Genomic DNA, 18,128 nt, shown 5'->3' with positions numbered 1-18,128 from the left:
CAACCGAGGACCGCGCACCAAGCGCACCCCCCCCAGGGACGAAGGAGTCCCCAGGCCGTTCGAAGCGGGTACCCCTGTCGGCGATAGCGCGCCGCCGCAGCCTGACGGGGTGGGCGTTCATCATCCCCGCCGCAGCCCTCATCGTGCTGGTCAACTTCTGGCCGATGATCCAGGCGCTGTTCCTGTCGCTGCAGACGGGACGCGGGACCCGGCTGACCTGGGCCGAGCCGCTGTGGTTGAACTACCAGCGGCTGTTCGAGGACGAGACGTTCCGGCTGACGCTGAGCACGACGTTCATCTACCTGATCATCCAGGTGCCGATCATGCTCGTGCTCGCCATGGTGCTGGCGAACCTGCTCAACGCGCCGTGGCTGCGGTGGAAGGGATTCTGGCGGACGGCGATCTTCCTGCCGTGCGCGGTGGGCCTGGTGTCGTACGCGCTGGTGTTCCGGCAGATCTTCGCGACGGACGGCCTCGCCAACGACCTGCTCACGCAGTTCGGGTTGCTCGACAGTCCCGTCAACTGGCTCGGTCAGACCGGCACCGCGCGGATGGTCATCATCCTCGGCCTGCTGTGGCGCTGGACCGGCTACAACATGATCTTCTTCCTGGCCGCGCTGCAGAACATCGACCGTTCGACGCTCGAGGCTGCTCGCGTCGACGGTGCGAACGGGTTCAAGACCTTCTGGTACGTGACGATGCCGCAGCTCAAGCCGATCATCCTGCTCTGCGCGATCCTGTCGACCAACGGGACGCTGCAGATGTTCGACGAGTCGTACAACCTGACCAACGGTGGCCCGGGGAACACGACGATGACGGTGTCGCACTACCTGTACAACGTGTCGTTCCGCAACAGCCCGAACTTCGGGTACGCGGCCGCGATCTCCTACGCGATCCTCATCATCGTGGCCATCCTGGCCGCCATCCAGCTGAAGGTGGGCGACAAGCGTGACTAAGACACAGCTCCGCCGGATCCCGGCATATCTGTTCCTGTCCCTCGCCGTCGTCCTGTCGGTCTTCCCGCTCTACTTCATGGCCGTGTCGGCGACGAACACGAGCAACGAGGTCGTGGCGTCGAAGCTGCTGCCGGGCAGCCACCTCCTGGAGAACTTCCAGACGCTCGTCGACTCGCAGCCTCTGTTCACGGCGCTGTACCACTCGTCGGTCAACGCCATCGCGACGACGGCGCTCGCGCTCATCCTGTGCTCGATCGCCGGATACGCGTTCGAGATCTACCACTCGCGGGCGAAGGACGCCGTCATGGCCATCCTGCTGCTGGCGATCATGATCCCGTTCGCGGCGACGATGATCCCGTTGTTCCGGCTCTTCGCTCAGCTCGGACTCGTGAACTCGACGTTCGCCGTCATCGTGCCCCTGATCGCGACGCCGTTCCTGATCCTGCTGTTCCGGCAGGCCTCGCGGTCGTTCCCCCACGAGATCATCGAGGCCGCGCGCCTCGACGGGCTGGGCGAGGTGAGCATCTTCGCGCGCATCTACCTGCCGACGATGAAGCCCACCCTTGCTGCCGCGGGCGTCATCACCTTCCTGTTCTCGTGGAACAACTTCCTGTGGCCGAAGGTGATCCTCGTCGACAACGCGTACCAGACCTTGCCCATGCTGCTCTCGAACATGCGCGCCGGGTACGTCACTGACTACGGGAGCCTCATGCTCGCCGTCTTCATCGTGTCGGTGCCGACGATGGTCGTCTTCCTCCTGCTGCAGCGCAGCTTCGCCGAGGGCGTCACGGGGGCCATCAAGTGACCTTCGATCTCGACCGGATCGCCGACCCCACCCTCGTCCACGAGAACCGGCTCGACGCGCACTCCGACCACCGGTGGTTCGCGTCCCCGCAGGAGGCGGCGACCGGGACGAGCTCCTTCGAGCAGTCGCTCAACGGGCTGTGGAAGCTGCACTACGCGAAGAGCCCCGCCCTCGTCGTCCCCGGCTTCGAGCGGGTGGACGTCGACGACTCCGGCTGGGACGACGTGCCGGTACCGGCCCACCTCCAGCTGCTCGGCTACGACCGCCCGCAGTACAGCAACGTGCAGTACCCGTGGGACGGGTACGAGCARCTCGAGCCGGGGCAGGTTCCCCAGCGGTACAACCCCGTGGCGACGTACCGCCGGACGTTCACCCTCGAGCACCCCCTCGAGCCCGGCGAGCGGCTGAGCGTCAACTTCCACGGTGCGGAGAGCGCCGTCGCGGTCTGGCTGAACGGCGCCTACGTGGGCTACGGGACGGACTCCTTCACCCCGTCGGAGTTCGACCTCACCGACGGGGTGGTGGACGGCGAGAACCTCATCGTGGCGCAGGTGGTCCGGTGGAGCGCCGGGTCGTGGGTCGAGGACCAGGACTTCTTCCGGTTCTCGGGCCTGTTCCGGGACGTCGTCCTGTACCGCCGGCCGACCGTGCACGTCGACGACGTCCGGGTGGTGACCGACGTCGCCGACGACCTCTCCGAGGCGACGGTGCGCGTGCGCGTGCTCCTGGCAGGCGACGGCCACGTGGACGCCCGGATCGCCGGCGTCGGGCAGCTCACCGGCGACGACGAGCTCGTGGTCCGCATCGAGAACCCGCGGCTGTGGAGCGCGGAAGACCCGCACCGGTACGACCTCACGCTCGACGTGTACGACCGGACGGGCCGCCTGACCGAGCACATCCCTGTGCAGGTGGGGGTGCGACGGTTCGGCATCGAGGACGGCCTGTTGAAGGTCAACGGCTCCCGCGTGGTCTTCAACGGGGTCAACCGGCACGAGTTCGGCCTGCAGGGTCGCGTGATGACCCGCGAGCAGACCGAGGCCGACATCCAGCTCATGAAGCGGCTGAACATCAACGCCGTGCGGACCAGCCACTACCCGAACAACTCCTTCTTCTACGAGCTGTGCGACGAGTACGGCCTGTACGTCATCGACGAGATGAACCTCGAGTCGCACGGGATGTGGGACCTGATCAGGTTCGCCGGGGCCGAGGTCGAGACGGCGTTGCCCGGGGACCGTCCGGAGTGGCTGCCCACCCTGCTCGACCGCGCCACGAGCATGCTGGAGCGGGACAAGAACCACCCGAGCGTCGTCATGTGGTCGTGCGGCAACGAGTCGTTCGGCGGGCGGGGCATCCTCGAGGTCGCGGAGTACTTCCGGGGCGCCGACTCCCGGCCAGTGCACTACGAAGGTGTCCACTGGGACCCGCGGTACCCGCAGACCACCGACGTCGTCTCGCGGATGTACGCGCCGGCGGCCGAGATCGAGGAGTTCCTCGCGACGCACCGCGACAAGCCCTACGTCTTGTGCGAATACGCGCACTCGATGGGCAACTCGTTCGGGGCGGTCCACAAGTACGTCGACCTCGCCTACCGTGAGCCGCTGTTCCAGGGGGGCTTCATCTGGGACTTCGCGGACCAGGCGCTGCGGCGTACCGACCCCGCCGGCCGCGAGTACTTCGGGTACGGCGGCGACTTCGGTGACGCGCCGCACGACTCGGACTTCAGCGGCAACGGCATCGTCTTCGCCGACCGGTCCCTCAAGCCGCTCGCCCAGGAGGTGCAGTACCTCTACCAGGGCTACCGGCTCTCGGTGGGCAGCGACAAGGTCACGGTCGAGAACCGTCACCTCGCCACCTCGTCGTCGGCGCACGAGTGCGTCGTGACGCTCGCCCGGGAGGGCCGGGTGCTCCAGGAGCAGGTGCTCGAGACCGACGTCGCACCGGGGGACTCGCAGGTCTACGCGCTCCCGGTCACGGTGCCGTCCGGGCCGGGCGAGTACACCGTCGACGTGTCGTTCCGGCTGCGTCGCACCACCCGCTGGGCGCCGGCCGGGCACGAGGTCGCGCACGAGCAGACGGTGGTGGTCGTCCCGGCCACCGTGCGAGCTGCCGCGCCGGTCCGCCGGGCCGCAGCGCCGGAGGTCGTCTACGGCATCCACAACGTGGGCGTCCGGGGCCGGCACTTCACCGCCCTGTTCTCGCGGCTGCACGGAGGGCTGCAGTCCTACCGCTACGGGCTGACCGGGGACGGTGGCCGTGAGCTGCTGCGCTCGGTGCCCCAGCCGTCGTTCTGGCACGCACCCACCTCCAACGAGCGCGGTTGGGGCGGTCCTGCGCTGGACGGCGCGTGGCTGGTCGCCAGCCGGTACGCGACGGCCGTCCGGGGCGCCGACCACCCCTCTGTCGAGCAGACGGACGCGGGGGTCCTCGTCCGCTTCCGGTACGAGCTGCCCACCTCGCCCGCGGGGGAGTGCGAGCTCTCCTACCTCGTGGACGGTGACGGTCGCGTCGAGGTGACCCTCACGGTGCGACCCGGTGCAGGGCTGTCGGACATGCCCGAGCTCGGTCTCCTCCTGGCGACCGACCGCGCGTTCCGTCACCTGCGCTGGTACGGGGACGGCCCCGAGGAGTCCTACGTCGACCGTCGGGCAGGCGCCCGGCTGGGCGTGTGGGAGGCCGACGTCCGTACCTCGCTCACGCCCTACCTGCGCCMGCAGGAGGCGGGCAGCCGGACCGGCGTGCGCTGGGCGACCGTGACGGACGACCAGGGGGCGGGCCTGCGGTTGGAGTCGGACGAGCMCATGGAGCTGTCGGCCCTGCCGTGGACGCCGTTCGAGATCGAGAACGCCGCGCACCACACCGAGCTGCCGCCGATCTACCAGACGATCCTGCGGCCGGCGCTCCAGCGCCGCGGGGTCGGCGGCGACGACTCCTGGGGGGCACAGACCCATGCCGAGTACCGGCTGCCCACCCAGACCGAGCTGACGTTCCGGTTCGCCTTCCGGGGGCTCCTCTAGCACGACCGGGTGCGACTCTCGGGCCCGTCCTCGACGGAGCGCGGGCCCGGGAGAGCACCGTCCACAGCTCGACCCTTCACCGACGGCGCGCGCGCGTGCACGTCGTTCACAGCCGGTCCTGGGAGGCCACCGTGGTAACCGTTCCTACCGACCTCGACGTCGTCGCGGCGCAGCACACCCCGGCTCGGTCCACTGCGGGCGGCGCCGCCACCGTGCTCGTGGCGGTGACCCGGTGAGCGCGCGCTGGACCGGCCCCTGGCCCACCGACGGCATCGCCTTCGGCGCGGACTACAACCCGGAGCAGTGGCCGGAGGAGGTCTGGGCCGAGGACGTCGCGCTCATGCGTGAGGCGGGCGTGACGCTGGTGAGCGTCGGGATCTTCTCCTGGGGCCAGCTGGAGCCGTCGGAGGGCGTGTTCGAGTTCGGGTGGCTCGACCGGATCATCGACCTCCTGCACGAGAACGGGATCGGGGTCGACCTGGCCACCCCCAGCGCGGCGCCGCCCGTGTGGCTCCACCTCGCCCACCCCGAGATGCTGCCCGTCGACGCGGACGGCCTGCGGCTCACGCACGGCAGCCGCGAGTCCTGGTGCGTCTCCTCGCCGGTCATCCGGCACCACGCCACCCGCATCGCCCGCGTGATCGCCGAGCGGTACGGCCAGCACCCCGCGGTGAAGATGTGGCACGTCTCCAACGAGCTGGCCTGCCACAACGGGCGCTGCTACTGCGACGTGTCCGCAGCCGCGTTCCGGGACTGGCTGGGCAAGGAGTACGCCGACATCGACGCGCTGAACCTGGCCTGGGGCACGGCGTTCTGGGGCCAGCGCTACGCCGACTTCGACCAGATCCTGCCGCCGCGCCGCACGACCACCATCTCGAACCCGGGGCAGCGGCTCGACTTCGAGCGGTTCTCGTCGGACGCGTTCGTCGCGCACCTCGAGGCCGAGGCGGCCGTGCTGCGCGAGGTCACGCCGCACCTGCCCGTGACCACCAACTACATGGTCATGGGCGACTTCCACCAGATCGACTACACGCAGACCACGCCGCTGGTCGACATCGTGTCCAACGACCACTACCTGTGGGCCGAGGACCCCCGGGGCTGGGCGGAGCTGGCGTTCAGCGCGGACCGGGTCCGCGGGCTGGCCGGGGGGCACCCGTGKATGCTCATGGAGCACTCCACGAGCGCGGTCAACTGGCAGCCGCGCAACATCGCCAAGGAGCCGGGGCAGATGCTGCGCAACGCGCTGCAGCACGTCGCCCGCGGCTCGGACGGGGTGCTCTTCTTCCAGTGGCGGCAGTCGCGCGCCGGTGCGGAGAAGTACCACTCCGGGATGGTGCCGCACGCCGGACGGGACTCCCGGCTGTTCCGGGACGTCGTCGAGCTCGGCGCGACCCTGGGTCGCCTCGCCGGGGTGCGGGGGAGCGAGGTCGAGCAGGCTCGGGTGGCGCTCCTGTGGGACACGCAGGCGTGGTGGGCCGCTGAGCTCGATGCCCACCCCACCGTCGACCTGCGGTACCTCGACCTCGCCCAGCGCATGCACCGCGCGCTGCTCGACGCGGGCGTCGCGGTGGACGTCCTGCCGGCCGGCTCGCCGCTCGACGGGTACGACGTCGTGCTGGTGCCCACGCTCTATCTCGCCCCACCTGACCTTGCGGACCGGCTGACCGGCGTCGTGGCTCGCGGCGGGCAGGTGCTCGTCTCGTACTTCTCGGGCATCGTCGACACCTCCGACCGGGTCCTCCTGGGTGGGTACCCGGGGGCGTTCCGGGACCTGCTGGGCGTGCGCGTGGAGGAGTTCGCGCCCCTGGGGGCCGAGGGGACCACGACGCTGAGCGACGGGGGCACCGGGGAGGTCTGGACCGAGCGGATGACGGCGCCCGACGCCGAGGTCCTGGCGACCTACGTCGACGGTCCGTCCTCCGGCGGTCCTGCGGTCACCCGCCGGAGCACGCGGTCGGGCGGTGCCGCGTGGTACCTGTCGACCCGCCTCGACGACCCGTCCCTCGGCGACCTGCTCGGGCGCGTGGTCGCGGCTGCCGGGGTGTCGTCCCTCGTCCCGTCGCCGGGTGGCCTGGAGGTCGTCCGTCGGACGAGCGCCACCGGGAGCTGGCTGTTCGCGCTGAACCACACCGGCGCGGACGTGCCGCTGCACGTCTCCGGGCACGACCTCGTGGCCGACCGACGTCACGAGGCGGGGGCGGTCGTCCCTGCACGGGGCGTCGTCGTGGTCCGGGAGGACTGAGCCTCCTCGAGGATCGTGAGGTCCCAGGCGCCGACCGAGAGCTCGGTGCCGTCCTCGACCGTGGCGTCGTCGAGGACGGACCTCGCCGTGACCGGGCTCGTGACCTGCACCGGGCGGTCGGAGTAGTTCAGGAGGTAGGTCAGCTGCGCTCCCGCGGGGCTGACGCCTCGGCGGACGGCGACGGTGCCGGCGAGCTCCTGCGGCCACTGCCACAGGCCCGCGTCGCGCACCGCCAGGGCGAGCACCTCGCGGACCAGGGCGGGACCGGTCATGGTGCCGAGGTGGATCGCCGTCCCGGCGCCCGAGCGGTGCCGGGTCACCGCCGCCTGACCGCCCCAGGCGGGGTGGTCGTACGACGCGAGCACCTCCGCGCCGTCGGCCTGCAGGAGCTCCATGAAGTGCACGGCGGAGCGGTCGTCGGGGCTCAGCGCGGCGGCGCCGGGAGCGGACGCCAGGTCGCCGTGCAGGGTGAGGCGCACGTCGACCGGGACGGTGAACTGGTTGTAGGTGAGCCCGAGGACGCCCGTGAGCGCGTGCGGCTGCCGGTCGTGCCAGACCTTCACGTGCTCGTCGGCGACGAACGACTTGAACGTCGAGACCAGGTGGCCACCGTCGTCGACGAACGCGCGCAGCCGCTGCAGGGTCGACTCGGGCGCCGAGTACAGCGCCGGGACCACGACCATCGCGTACCGGCCGAGGTCCTCGGTGTCGGCCGAGACGAAGTCGCACTCGACGTTCAGCTCGAACAGGGCGTCGTACACCCAGCGGAGCACGTCGTTGTAGCCGATCGAGGGTCGCACGAAGGAGGGGAACCCGGTCTCGATGCTGAACCACGTCAGCGCCGTCAGGGCCTCGTTGCTGACCATGACCGCGACCCGGTTGGCCTTGCGCAGGTGCACGAGCGACCGTCCTACCCGCCGGAGCTCCGCACCGACGACGGCGGCCTCGTCGTAGGTGGGGTTCGCCTGGAGGTCGTGGCTGAGCAGTCCGCGCCAGTACGTCTCGAAGGAGTTGTGGATGGAGTGCCAGTGCCAGTACATGACGGCGTCGGCGCCGCTCGCGAGGTGGCTGTAGGCCTGCAGGCGCAGCTGGCCGGGGTAGGGCAGCCAGGCCGGCTGCCCCTGGGCCTGGGTCTCCAGCACGAGGTAGTTCGCGCCGCCCTTGATCGAGCGGGTCATGTCCCCGCCGAACGCGATCTCCTTGCCGGTGAGCGCGGACTGCGTCGGGTGGTAGATGTCGACGCCGGCGACGTCCACGCAGGCCGCAGCCCGGAAGTGGTCGACCGACGGCTGCAGCCCGTAGGACCAGCCCGGCCCCCAGTCGAAGTCGAAGTTGTGCGTGAGGAACTGGTCGTCCCGCGCGTACTCGCGGACGATGGCGGCCTGCCAGGCGAGGAACTCCTCGACCAGCGAACGGCGGAACGTGTCGAACGCGGCGGCGAGGGACCCGTTGATCGTGCCCCGGACGTCCGGGAAGTCGTCCCAGGCGTCGACGCGGTTGGACCAGTAGTCCAGGCCGTACGCACGGTTCATCGCGTCGAGGTCGTCGCCGAACGTCGCGCGGAGGTGCTCGACGAACATGCGCTGCACGTCGCTGGAGACGACGTCGTAGTACTTCGTCTCGTTGTCGAGCTGGAAGCCGATGACGGCAGGGCGGTGCGCGGTGTGCTCCAGGAGCGCGCGGATGACCCGCTCGCTGTGCAGCCGGTACTCCGGGTGGGTGATGTTCATGATCTGGCGTGCGCCGTAGCGCTTCTGGCCGGTGCTCGTCTCGGCGAGCACGTCCGGGTGCGACCTCACGAGCCACGTGGGCACCGCGTAGGTGGGCGTCCCGACGATGACGTGGATGCCGGCGGCCTCCATCGCGTCGAGCGCCCGGTCGACGTGCGTGAAGTCGAAGACGCCGGGCTGTGGCTCCAGCGTGCTCCAGGTCGACTCGGCGATGCGGACCACGGTGAGGTTCGCCGCCTGCAGCATCGCGACGTCGGTGTCGACGCGGTCGGTCGGCATGTACTCGTCGTAGTAGGCGGCGCCGTACAGGATCTCGTCCACGTGTGTCAGACCTCCCGTGCCTTGCATCTGTGCGAGCAGCGCGATCGCCGCCTGCGTGACGCTATCCCGACCGCGGTCGAGGCGTGATGTGTGACCCCGTTCCCCTAGAGTCACGTGCGATGGGACCCACCGCGCCGCGCAAGCGCCCGACGATCCGTGACGTCGCGGCTGCGGCCGGCGTGTCCCGGGGCACTGTCTCGCGCGTGATCAACGGTGGGCACTGGGTGTCCCCGGACTCGCTCGCGGCCGTCGAGAAGGCGATCCGGACCACCGGCTACGCCGCGAACCCGCACGCACGCAGCCTGGTCACCGGACGGTCGAACTCGGTGGCGTTCCTGCTCACCGAACCCCAGCACCTGCTCTTCGAGGACCCGAACTTCTCGATCCTCCTGCGCGGGGCCGCCCAGGCGCTGGCCGCACGCCGCATGCCGCTCCTGCTCATGGTCGCGGGCACCCCCGAGGAGCAGAAGCAGGTCTCGTCCTACGTCGGTGCCGGGCACGTCGACGGCGTCCTCGCGATCTCGTCGCACAGCGGCAACCCCCTGCTCGACGCGCTGGTGCGGCAGGGCATCCCGATGATCGCCTGCGGCATCCCGCTCGGCTTCGAGGGCAGCCTCGGCTACGTCTCCGCCGACGACCTCGGCGGCGGCCGGCGGATGACGCGGCACCTGCTCGACATCGGCCGCACCAGGATCGCGACGATCACCGGGCCCCTGGACACCCCCGGAGGCAGGCTCCGGCTCGAGGGCTACCGCGACGAGCTCGGGTCGCTCTACGACGAGTCGCTCGTGGCGCACAGCGACTACTCGCGCGACGGCGGTGCGTCGGGGATGCGGACCCTCCTCGAACGCCGACCCGACCTGGACGCGGTCTTCGTGGGCTCTGACCTGATGGCGGCGGGGGCCCTGCAGGTGCTCCGTGAGGCCGGCMGACGCGTCCCGCAGGACGTCGCGGTCGGAGGCTTCGACGACTCGGGGCTCGCAGCCACGCTCGACCCGCCGCTCACCACCATGCGGCAGCCGCTCGAACGGATAGCCGTCGAGATGGTGCGGCTCCTGATCGAGGTGGTGGAGGGCGGCGAGCCAGCTGCCGTCACGCTGCCGACCTCGCTCGTCGTGCGTGCCAGCACCGGACCGGCTGCCCCGACGCAGTCCTGACGAGCCGAGGGACGCGGCTGCCCGGTGGGCACGCGTGTGGCGGTCCCGCTGCCGGCGCCGTCGATGGCTGTGCACGCTCCCAATGTCGCCAGACATACGCGACATCTTGACGCCGCTTTCGCGCGCTCTTACGGTGACCAGGTGCTGTGCACGTGCACACCCCGATGAGACAAGGACGTCCCATGCAGCCGATCAGCCGACGCCGAACCGCCACGCTCGCCCTCCTCGCCGCGGGCGCCCTCGTCCTCGGCAGTGCGGGCCCCGCCCCGGCCGAGGAACCCGACGGCCAGGTGCACTTCGCACCCGTCCGCAGCAACCTCGCCGCGAAGCCCTGGGTCACGGCGAGCGCCAGCGAGGGGCAGGCCCGTGCGGAGCTCGCCGTCGACGGCGACCCGGCGACCGCGTGGACGGTGCAGAACAAGGGAGGCAAGGGCCGGCCCTCCCTCGTCCTCGACCTCGGCGGCGCGTACGACAACATCCGGAAGGTCGGTCTCGTCTTCCCCGACGCGCACGGCACCTACCGGTACACGGTCGAGGCCTCCGCCGACGGCCACCGGTGGAAGACCCTCGTCGACCGCAAGAAGAACACGGTGGCGGGTCGCGGCGAGGAGCACCTCGTCGCGCGCGCCGGGATCGCCTACCTGCGCGTCACGATCACGGAGGTGTCCCCGGGCGCCGTCGCCGGGATCAGCGAGCTGTCCGTGTGGAACTACCTGCGCGACGACGTCGTGCTGGGCGCGGACCTCTCGTACGCCGACCAGGATGACGCACAGGGCCTCACCTACGTCGTGGACGAGGGCGCCCCGGCGGTACCTCTCCTCGAGGCGGCGGCCGACGCCGGCATGGAGTACACCCGCCTGCGCGTCTTCAACGACCCGCGCGACGAGAAGACCGGCGAGTACCTCGAGCCCGCGTACCAGGGCCCGGAGCGCACCCTCGACGTCGCGCAGAAGGTCGTGGATCAGGGCATGGGCCTGGGCATCGACCTGCACTACGCGGACTCGTGGGCCGACCCGAGCAAGCAGGCGAAGCCCACCGCGTGGCGTGAGCTGCCCTTCGACGAGCTGACCCAGGCGGTCTACGACTACACCTACGCGACGGTGGACGCGCTCGTCGCCCAGGGCACCACCCCCGAGAAGGTCGCGGTGGGCAACGAGCTCATCAACGGGTTCATGTGGGGGAGCGAGCGCCCGCTGCCGTGGTTCGACGACGCGGCGTGGTGCGGCTCGTGCTACTTCAACCAGGACCCGTCGTTCGTCTCGCAGCCCGGCGGTGCCCTGCTCTGGGACTACTGGGGCTCGGACGACCCGGCCGAGCAGGCCGCCTACGACGCCGCCTGGGACCGGTTCACCACCCTGCAGGCGTCGGGCATCGCCGCCGTCCGCGACGTCGCGGCGGCGCACGGTGCGGACATCCCCGTGGAGACCCACGTGATCATCGACAACGGGCGGGTCGACAAGACGCTCGAGTTCTGGGACCAGTTCCTCACCCGGCTGAAGGCCAAGGGCCAGGACATCGACGTCATCGCGCACTCGTACTACCCCGACTGGCACGGCACGCCCGAGCACTACGAGTCGAACCTGCACCAGGTGGCCGCGGCGCACCCGGGCTACGCCATGGAGATCGCCGAGACGTCGCACCAGTCGAACGACTGGGACGGGATCCCGGTCCCGAACTCGCCGTACCCCAAGACGGCGGAGGGTGCCGGCCTGTTCCTGCAGGACGTCTTCCGGATCGCGAACGACCTGCCCGACAACCGCGGCGCCGGCGTCCTGGTCTGGGAGCCCGCGAACTGGCAGGAGATGATCAACTGGTCGAGCAGCGCGTGGCCGGTGCTCACGTTCCACGAGACGATCGAGGTCTACGAGGCCAGCGACGCCGAGTTCGTGGTCGCCGACACCGTCTACCGGTCGGTCCGCACCTCGAGCGCGATCACGCTGCCCCGCACCGTCGACGTCCTGGACGCCGACGGCACGCGTCACGCGGTGCCCGTGACCTGGGACGCGGTCCMGCCCCGCGCCCCGTCGCGCCCCGGGCAGGTCGTCATCAGCGGGACCACGGCCGCGCACGGTCCGGTGACCGCGGTCGTCGACGTCGTCCGGAGAGCTCTCACCCCCTCCTGAGCGCTCGCCCGGCGTACGGCCGGCGGTGGCCCCTCGCGGGCCACCGCCGGTGTGGTGCTCGCTGGTGCCGCCCGGTAAGCGATCTCCAGTGAAAGGTTTCATCGCCTGGATCCGCAGCGTGTCCACTCCCTACGTTCGCTCCGGGGCAGGGTCGGGCTCCACCCGATCTCCGCTCGGAGGGACACAACATGTGGTGGACACGAACGATGCGGCGCGCTGCCACGGCAGCCGTGCTCGGGGTCACGTTGGTGATCTCCGGCCTGGTCGGTCCCGGTGGAGCGCAGGCGGCGACGGGTGACGGATCGCCGTCCGACCCCAACATCGTCTTCGTCGGGCGCTGGAACCGGTCGTCGGCCGACGCCGTGCCGAACTGGGCGGGCGCGTACCTGCGGGTCGGCTTCACCGGGACGACGGTGAAGCTCAAGCAGCGCAGCACGGTCGACCTGTGGGCCAGCATCGACGGCGGGGACTTCGTCGCGCACCCGAACGTGTCGGGCACCGTCAACCTGACGCCGACGCCGCTGCGCGCGGGCAACCACACGCTGGTCGTCAGCTACCGGCAGGTGGCCGGGTCCTACCGCGGGGATGCTGTGTTCACCGGTCTGAGCCTGGACGCGGGCGCCCAGACCTACGCACCGCCGGCCCGGTCCAGGCTCGTCGAGTTCGTCGGCGACTCCATCACCGCCGGGGCGACCAGCAGCAAGCTCGCGGTCACCGACTACGCGTTCGTCGTGGGGGAGCGGCTCGGGGTGGACCACACCCAGATCGCGATCGGCGGCATGTGCCTGGCCGAGACGGCGGACGGCTGCTGGGGGCACGAGCGGCGCTATCGGCTCGCCAGCGGCACGCTGGGCACCCCCGAGTGGGACTTCTCCCGGTACGCGGCGGACGTGGTGGTGGTGAACCTCGGCACCAACGACAAGAGCCATGGTGTGTCGGGACCGGACTTCCAGGCCAGGTACGTCACCTTCCTCCAGGAGGTCCGCGCCCGGTACCCGCGGGCCACGGTGCTGGCGATGCGGACGTTCATCGGTCGGTACTCCGCCGAGACGCAGGCGGCGGTGCAGGCCCGGAACGCCGCCGGTGACGCGAACGTCCACTTCGTGGACACCACCGGCTGGTTGCCGGCGAGCGGTCTCAGCGACTCCGTGCACCCCAACGACGCGGGCCACCGTGCGATCGCCGACCGGCTCGGTCCGGTCCTCGCCAGCCACCTCGGCGGCACGGTCCCGGCCACTCGCACCGTCGCGCTGGTCAACCGCAACAGCGGCAAGGTCCTCGCGCCCGCCGGTGCCTCCACCGCCGACGCTGCCGCCGTCGTCCAGCAGACCGACACCGGCGCCGTCAGCCAGCGGTGGAACGTCGTCGACGCGGGCGGCGGCTACGTCAAGCTCGTGAACGCCGCCAGCGGCAAGCTGCTCGACGTCACCGGGCGCTCGACCGCCGACGGTGCCGTCGTCGTGCAGTACCGGGACACGGGCGGCACCAACCAGCAGTGGCTGCTGGTCGACGCGGGCAACGGCTACGTCAGGCTCGTCAACCGCAACAGCGGCAAGGTGCTCGACGTCTCCGGACGGTCGACCGCCGAGGGCGCGCCCGTCGTGCAGTGGTCCGACAACGGCGGCACCAACCAGCAGTGGGCCACCCCGGCGCGCTGACCCACCGACAAGCGAGCTGAGGGAGTGACGAGCATGCCAGGAAAGATCTCTCGGAAGCGTGGATGGCGGACGTGGTTCGCCGTCGCGGTCGCCGCCGTGATGGCCGTCACCGGCGGCCTCACTCTGGCGACAGCGGCGTCGGCAGCCACCGTCGACACGTCGGCCTGGTACGTGCTGGTCAACCGCACCAGCGGCAAGGTGCTCGACGTCACCGGGCGCTCGACCGCCGACGGCGCCGCCATCGTGCAGTACCGCGACACGGGTGGCACCAACCAGCAGTGGCAGCTCGTCGACAGCGGAGGGGGCTACTACAAGCTCCGGTCCCGCAGCTCCGGCAAGGTGCTGGACGTGTCTGCCCGGTCGACCGCGGACGGGGCCCCGCTCGTGCAGTACGCGGAGAACGGGGGTGCGAACCAGCTGTTCCGGCTCGCCGACTCGGACGGCGGCTTCGTCCGGCTGATCAACAAGAACAGCGGCAAGGCGGTGGACGTCGCGGGCGCGTCGACGGCCGACGGCGCGAAGGTCGTCCAGAACGGCGACACCGGCGCGAGCAGCCAGCAGTGGCAGCTCGCGCGGGTGGGCACCCCGCCCACCTCGAGCGGGCCGGTCACCGTCTGGCTGGCGKGTGACTCCACGATGGCGAGCTCGTCGGGCGGCAGCATCGTCGGCTGGGGACGAGAGCTCGGCGGCTACCTCACGGCGGATGCCACCGTGGTCAACAACGCCGTCGGCGGACGCAGCGTGCAGACCTGGCTGTACGAGTCGGCCGTGACCAGCGGGACGACGGCTGCGGGCGAGTGCGCGCTGTCCTCCACCGCCTACGCCACCCGCTGGCAGTCGATGCTCACCGCATCGACCGGGCTGAAGGCCGGGGACTGGCTGCTCATCCAGTTCGGCATCAACGACGGATCGACCACCTGCCCTCGGCACGTCGGCCCGGCCCGGTACCGGGAGCTGCTGACCGCGATGGTCGCGGCCGCCCGCCAGCGCGGCGCCCACCCGGTCCTGCTCACCCCCGTGGCCGCGCTGACCTGCAACGGCAGCACCGCCACGCCCAACCGGGGGTTCCTCACCGAGACGTTCGACGTGGGCGCCGCCACCGGGACCCCCGTCGTGGACCTGCACCGGCTGAGCTACACCTACTACACCAGCCAGAAGTTCTGCCCGTTCAACGGCGACTACACCGCTGGCACCGTCGGCGCCTTCTTCGCGGACGACCACACCCACTTCGAGGCCGCGGGCGCCCGGCAGATCGCCGGCCTCGTCGCGCGAGCGGTCCGGGACCAGGGGCTCGGACTGGCGGCCTACGTGAGGTGACGTCACCCAGCTCGCAGTCGAGCGACGGGGGTCGTCCGGTCGCACGTTAGGGTCGGCGGATGGCCCTTCTCCACCGCGCCACCATCCGTCCCACCAAGGCGGAGCTGCTCGCCGCCTGGGTCCCTGCCCAGCCGTGGGGCGTGGCAGGGTTCGAGCTGGTCGGTGCGTACCGGTTCGACGACCCGGACGGCGAGGTCGGCATCGAGACACATGTCCTGTCGTCCGCCGACGGGCACCTGCTCCAGGTTCCGCTGACCTATCGCGGCACCCCGCTGGACGGGGCGGACGAGCTCCTGATCTGCACCATGGAGCACTCGGTGCTCGGGCAGCGCTGGATCTACGACGCGACCGGTGACCCCGTCTACGCCGGCGTGCTCGCGTCCGTGCTGCTGGCGGGGGTCGAGCAGGCCCAGGAGATCGTCGAGGGCACCGACACCCCGCGCGAACCGAGCATCCGCGTGACCGGGAGCGGCTCCCGCCCGGGCGACGTCCCGCCCGTCGGCGACGTGCGCGTGTCCTCGGACGTCTCGACGACGGTCCTGGACCTGTCCGGAGCCCTGCGCATCGTCGTGCGCCGACGTCTCGACCGGCACGCGGCTCCCACCGACCGCGAGTCCACCCTGACCGGCACGTGGTCGGGTCTGGAGTCCCCGGTCCTGCTCGCCTACGCCGAGTGAGGTGGCGGGCCGCTCGCCAGGACGGCTCGTCGTCCCGGGCGTACGGTCGCCGGGAGGCCCGCCGAGGGCCACCCGGAGGAGGAGACAGACATGAGCACCGACACCCCGCCGCTCCCGGACGACGAGACCCGTGAGCACGCCACCGAACCGGCCGAGGGCGCCGAGGGGACGGCAGGGTCCGGCGGACCCGACGTGCGCGAGCACGCCAGCGAGCCGGCGGAGGGCGAGGACGTCTGACCCGAGCGCGGCAGGGTGTCGTCGACCTCCCGGGTGATACCGCAGCCTGACCATGGTCTGAGCGCGGGTGCGACGACCCGGTGGCGCAGACGGGGTCCGTGCCCGACCGCCATCTGCACGGGCGGTCGGGCACGGGGCTCAGCGGGGCGCGCTCAGCAGGTCGAGCCCGTCTGCGTCAGCAGGCCGATCGCCCCGGTGGAGGACCACTGGAAGCTCGACGGGAGCGTGCCCGTCGGGGTGGTGGCGGTCGGCGTGGGTGTGGGTGTGGGCGTCAGGGTCGGGGTCGCCTCGGTTACGCGCTCCCGTTGCAGAGCGTGCCGTTGAGCCGGAAGCTGGTCGGCGCCGTGTTGCTGCCGCTCCAGGAGCCGTTGAAGCCGAAGTCGACCGTGCCCCCCGTGGCGATCCGTGGGTTGTAGTCGACGTTGCGGGCGGTCACCGCTGAGCCGCTCTGCGTCACCGCGGCGCTCCACGCCTGGGTCACCGCCTGGTTGCCCGGGAAGGACCAGGTCAGCGTCCAGCCGTTGACCGCAGTCCCGAGGTTGGTGATGCGGACGTTGGCGGTGAAGCCGCCCGGCCACTGGCTCGGGGCGGTGTAGACGACCGAGCAGCCGGTGCCCGGTCCCGAGGTCGGGGTGGGGGTCGGCGTCGTCGGGGTCGGGTCGGGCGTCGTCGGGGTGGGGTTCGGGGTGGTCGGGTTCTGGGTCGGCGACGCCGCGTTCAGCGTGTTGAGGGTCGACGTGTAGGCGGCCTTCTTGTTGCCGGAGCCGTCGAAGAGCAGCGGCGTGCCCGACGAGCGCCACGAGTCGGAGTCACGCACGCCCCACACGGTGATGCCGGTGCAGCGCGCGACGTTGAGGCACGCCTGGACGACGCGACGGTAGTTCTCCGCCTGCGAGGAGCCCGAGCCCTCGATGTCGAGCTCGGTGATCTGCACGTCCACCCCGAGCGCGGCGAAGCTGGAGATCGTCGTCTGGTAGTTGCTCGGCACCGGGCTCTGCGGGTTGAAGTGCGACTGGAGGCCGACGCAGTCGATCGGGACGCCGCGCGCCTTGAAGTCCTTGACCATGTTGTAGACGGCCTGGGTCTTGGCGTGGGACCAGTCGTCGGTGTTGTAGTCGTTGTAGCAGAGCTTGGCGCCGGGGTCGGCGGCGCGGGCGGTCCGGAAGGCCACCTCGATCCAGTCGTTGCCGGTGCGCTGCAGGTTCGAGTCGCGACGCGCACCCGAGGAGCCGTCGGCGAACGCCTCGTTCACCACGTCCCAGGCGTAGATCTTGCCCTTGTAGTGGGTCGCGACCTGGCTGACGTGGTTGATCATGGCGTTGCGCAGCGCCGACCCGGACATGTTCTGCATCCAGCCCGGTTGCTGGGAGTACCAGGCCAGGGTGTGGCCGCGGACCCGCTTGCCGTTGCTCAGCGCCCAGTTGACGATCCGGTCGCCGTTGGCATAGCTGAACTGGTTCTGGTTCGGCTCGGTCGCGTCCTGCTTCATCTCGTTCTCGGCCGTGATCATGTCGAACTCACGGTTCGCGATGGTCATGTACGTCGAGTCGTTCATCCGCCCGCCGGCGATCGCAGTGCCGAAGTAGCGGCCGCTCTGCGCGGCGGCGGCGCCCAGGGTGCTGGCCGCGGCCTGCGCGGGCAGGGCGGCGGCGAGACCTGTCAGGACTGTCGCGACGGCCAGCGTCGCGGCGACGAAGGCGCGCCGCCCTCGCCGTGGTGTGGTGGTCATGCGGCACCTCTCCTCGAGAACGGGACGGTCGGTGAGCGTTCACACTGCCCGCGCCGGCTTCCCGCCTCCAGGGCGCGAAACGATTTACACCGGTGTAGATCGATCACCCCACCGTGGCGCCACGACCGTCGGGTATGTTGCGACCGCCCGGGTCGCGGCGCT

The 18,128-nt window shown here is 70.9% G+C and carries 12 protein-coding genes; 10 read left to right on the top strand and 2 right to left on the bottom strand.

Annotation, left to right across the window (positions count from 1 at the left end; all coding sequences use genetic code 11):
* The 4 genes from ACXJKF_RS18010 to ACXJKF_RS17995 all read left to right on the top strand — a co-directional run.
* Window positions 1-956 (top strand): carbohydrate ABC transporter permease (locus ACXJKF_RS18010; RefSeq protein ID WP_456789093.1); only part of this gene is annotated, 956 nt, incomplete at its 5' end.
* Complete coding sequence (locus tag ACXJKF_RS18005; RefSeq protein ID WP_456789092.1) at window positions 949-1,761, top strand: carbohydrate ABC transporter permease; 813 nt, start codon at window positions 949-951, stop codon at window positions 1,759-1,761. The genes ACXJKF_RS18010 and ACXJKF_RS18005, both read left to right, overlap by 8 nt.
* A complete protein-coding gene (locus ACXJKF_RS18000) occupies window positions 1,758-4,775 on the top strand; it encodes a glycoside hydrolase family 2 TIM barrel-domain containing protein (protein ID WP_456789091.1) in 3,018 nt (1,005 codons plus the stop codon). The genes ACXJKF_RS18005 and ACXJKF_RS18000 overlap by 4 nt, the downstream gene beginning before the upstream one ends.
* A gap of 232 nt (window positions 4,776-5,007) precedes the next feature.
* The gene (locus tag ACXJKF_RS17995; protein ID WP_456789090.1) at window positions 5,008-7,017 is read left to right on the top strand and encodes a beta-galactosidase; all 2,010 of its coding nucleotides are present in this window, start codon (window positions 5,008-5,010) and stop codon (window positions 7,015-7,017) included.
* On the opposite strand, the gene ACXJKF_RS17990 is transcribed toward ACXJKF_RS17995, so the two are convergent.
* The gene (locus tag ACXJKF_RS17990) at window positions 6,960-9,068 is read right to left on the bottom strand and encodes a beta-galactosidase (protein WP_456789089.1); all 2,109 of its coding nucleotides are present in this window, start codon (window positions 9,066-9,068) and stop codon (window positions 6,960-6,962) included. The two genes, ACXJKF_RS17995 and ACXJKF_RS17990, sit on opposite strands and share 58 nt — an antisense overlap.
* A gap of 119 nt (window positions 9,069-9,187) precedes the next feature.
* On the opposite strand from ACXJKF_RS17990, the gene ACXJKF_RS17985 reads away from it, so the two are divergent.
* The 6 genes from ACXJKF_RS17985 to ACXJKF_RS17960 all read left to right on the top strand — a co-directional run bounded on the left by ACXJKF_RS17985 (window position 9,188) and on the right by ACXJKF_RS17960 (window position 16,237).
* Window positions 9,188-10,225, top strand: coding sequence for a LacI family DNA-binding transcriptional regulator (locus ACXJKF_RS17985; protein ID WP_456789088.1), 1,038 nt, complete (start codon window positions 9,188-9,190; stop codon window positions 10,223-10,225).
* A gap of 182 nt (window positions 10,226-10,407) precedes the next feature.
* A complete protein-coding gene (locus ACXJKF_RS17980; protein WP_456789087.1) occupies window positions 10,408-12,348 on the top strand; it encodes a glycosyl hydrolase 53 family protein in 1,941 nt (646 codons plus the stop codon).
* Between the two features lie 188 nt (window positions 12,349-12,536).
* On the top strand, window positions 12,537-14,006 hold the full coding sequence (locus ACXJKF_RS17975; protein ID WP_456789086.1) for an RICIN domain-containing protein: 1,470 nt from the start codon (window positions 12,537-12,539) through the stop codon (window positions 14,004-14,006).
* Window positions 14,007-14,039: 33 nt separating this feature from the next.
* Complete coding sequence (locus ACXJKF_RS17970) at window positions 14,040-15,323, top strand: RICIN domain-containing protein (RefSeq protein ID WP_456789085.1); 1,284 nt, start codon at window positions 14,040-14,042, stop codon at window positions 15,321-15,323.
* A 59-nt stretch (window positions 15,324-15,382) separates the two neighbouring features.
* Window positions 15,383-16,000 (top strand): CG0192-related protein, encoded by a 618-nt coding sequence (locus tag ACXJKF_RS17965; protein ID WP_456789084.1) that lies wholly within the window; start codon window positions 15,383-15,385, stop codon window positions 15,998-16,000.
* A gap of 90 nt (window positions 16,001-16,090) precedes the next feature.
* Window positions 16,091-16,237 (top strand): hypothetical protein, encoded by a 147-nt coding sequence (locus tag ACXJKF_RS17960; RefSeq protein ID WP_456789083.1) that lies wholly within the window; start codon window positions 16,091-16,093, stop codon window positions 16,235-16,237.
* 292 nt (window positions 16,238-16,529) lie between these two features.
* On the opposite strand, the gene ACXJKF_RS17955 is transcribed toward ACXJKF_RS17960, so the two are convergent.
* Window positions 16,530-17,966 (bottom strand): endo-1,4-beta-xylanase, encoded by a 1,437-nt coding sequence (locus ACXJKF_RS17955; RefSeq protein WP_456789082.1) that lies wholly within the window; start codon window positions 17,964-17,966, stop codon window positions 16,530-16,532.
* Window positions 17,967-18,128 lie beyond the last annotated feature (162 nt).

This window comes from Cellulomonas sp. P5_C5, from assembly GCF_054049655.1.
This window is presented reverse-complemented; position numbering and strand designations above follow the sequence as displayed.

What these genes read in the sequence shown, in the direction of transcription:
- ACXJKF_RS17975 (WP_456789086.1), top strand. Translation starts at nt 12,537, where the DNA reads ATGTGGTGGACACGAACGATGCGGCGCGCTGCCACGGCAGCCGTGCTC.
- ACXJKF_RS17965 (WP_456789084.1), top strand. Translation starts at nt 15,383, where the DNA reads ATGGCCCTTCTCCACCGCGCCACCATCCGTCCCACCAAGGCGGAGCTG.
- ACXJKF_RS17960 (WP_456789083.1), top strand. Translation starts at nt 16,091, where the DNA reads ATGAGCACCGACACCCCGCCGCTCCCGGACGACGAGACCCGTGAGCAC.
- ACXJKF_RS17955 (WP_456789082.1), bottom strand. Translation starts at nt 17,966, where the DNA reads ATGACCACCACACCACGGCGAGGGCGGCGCGCCTTCGTCGCCGCGACG.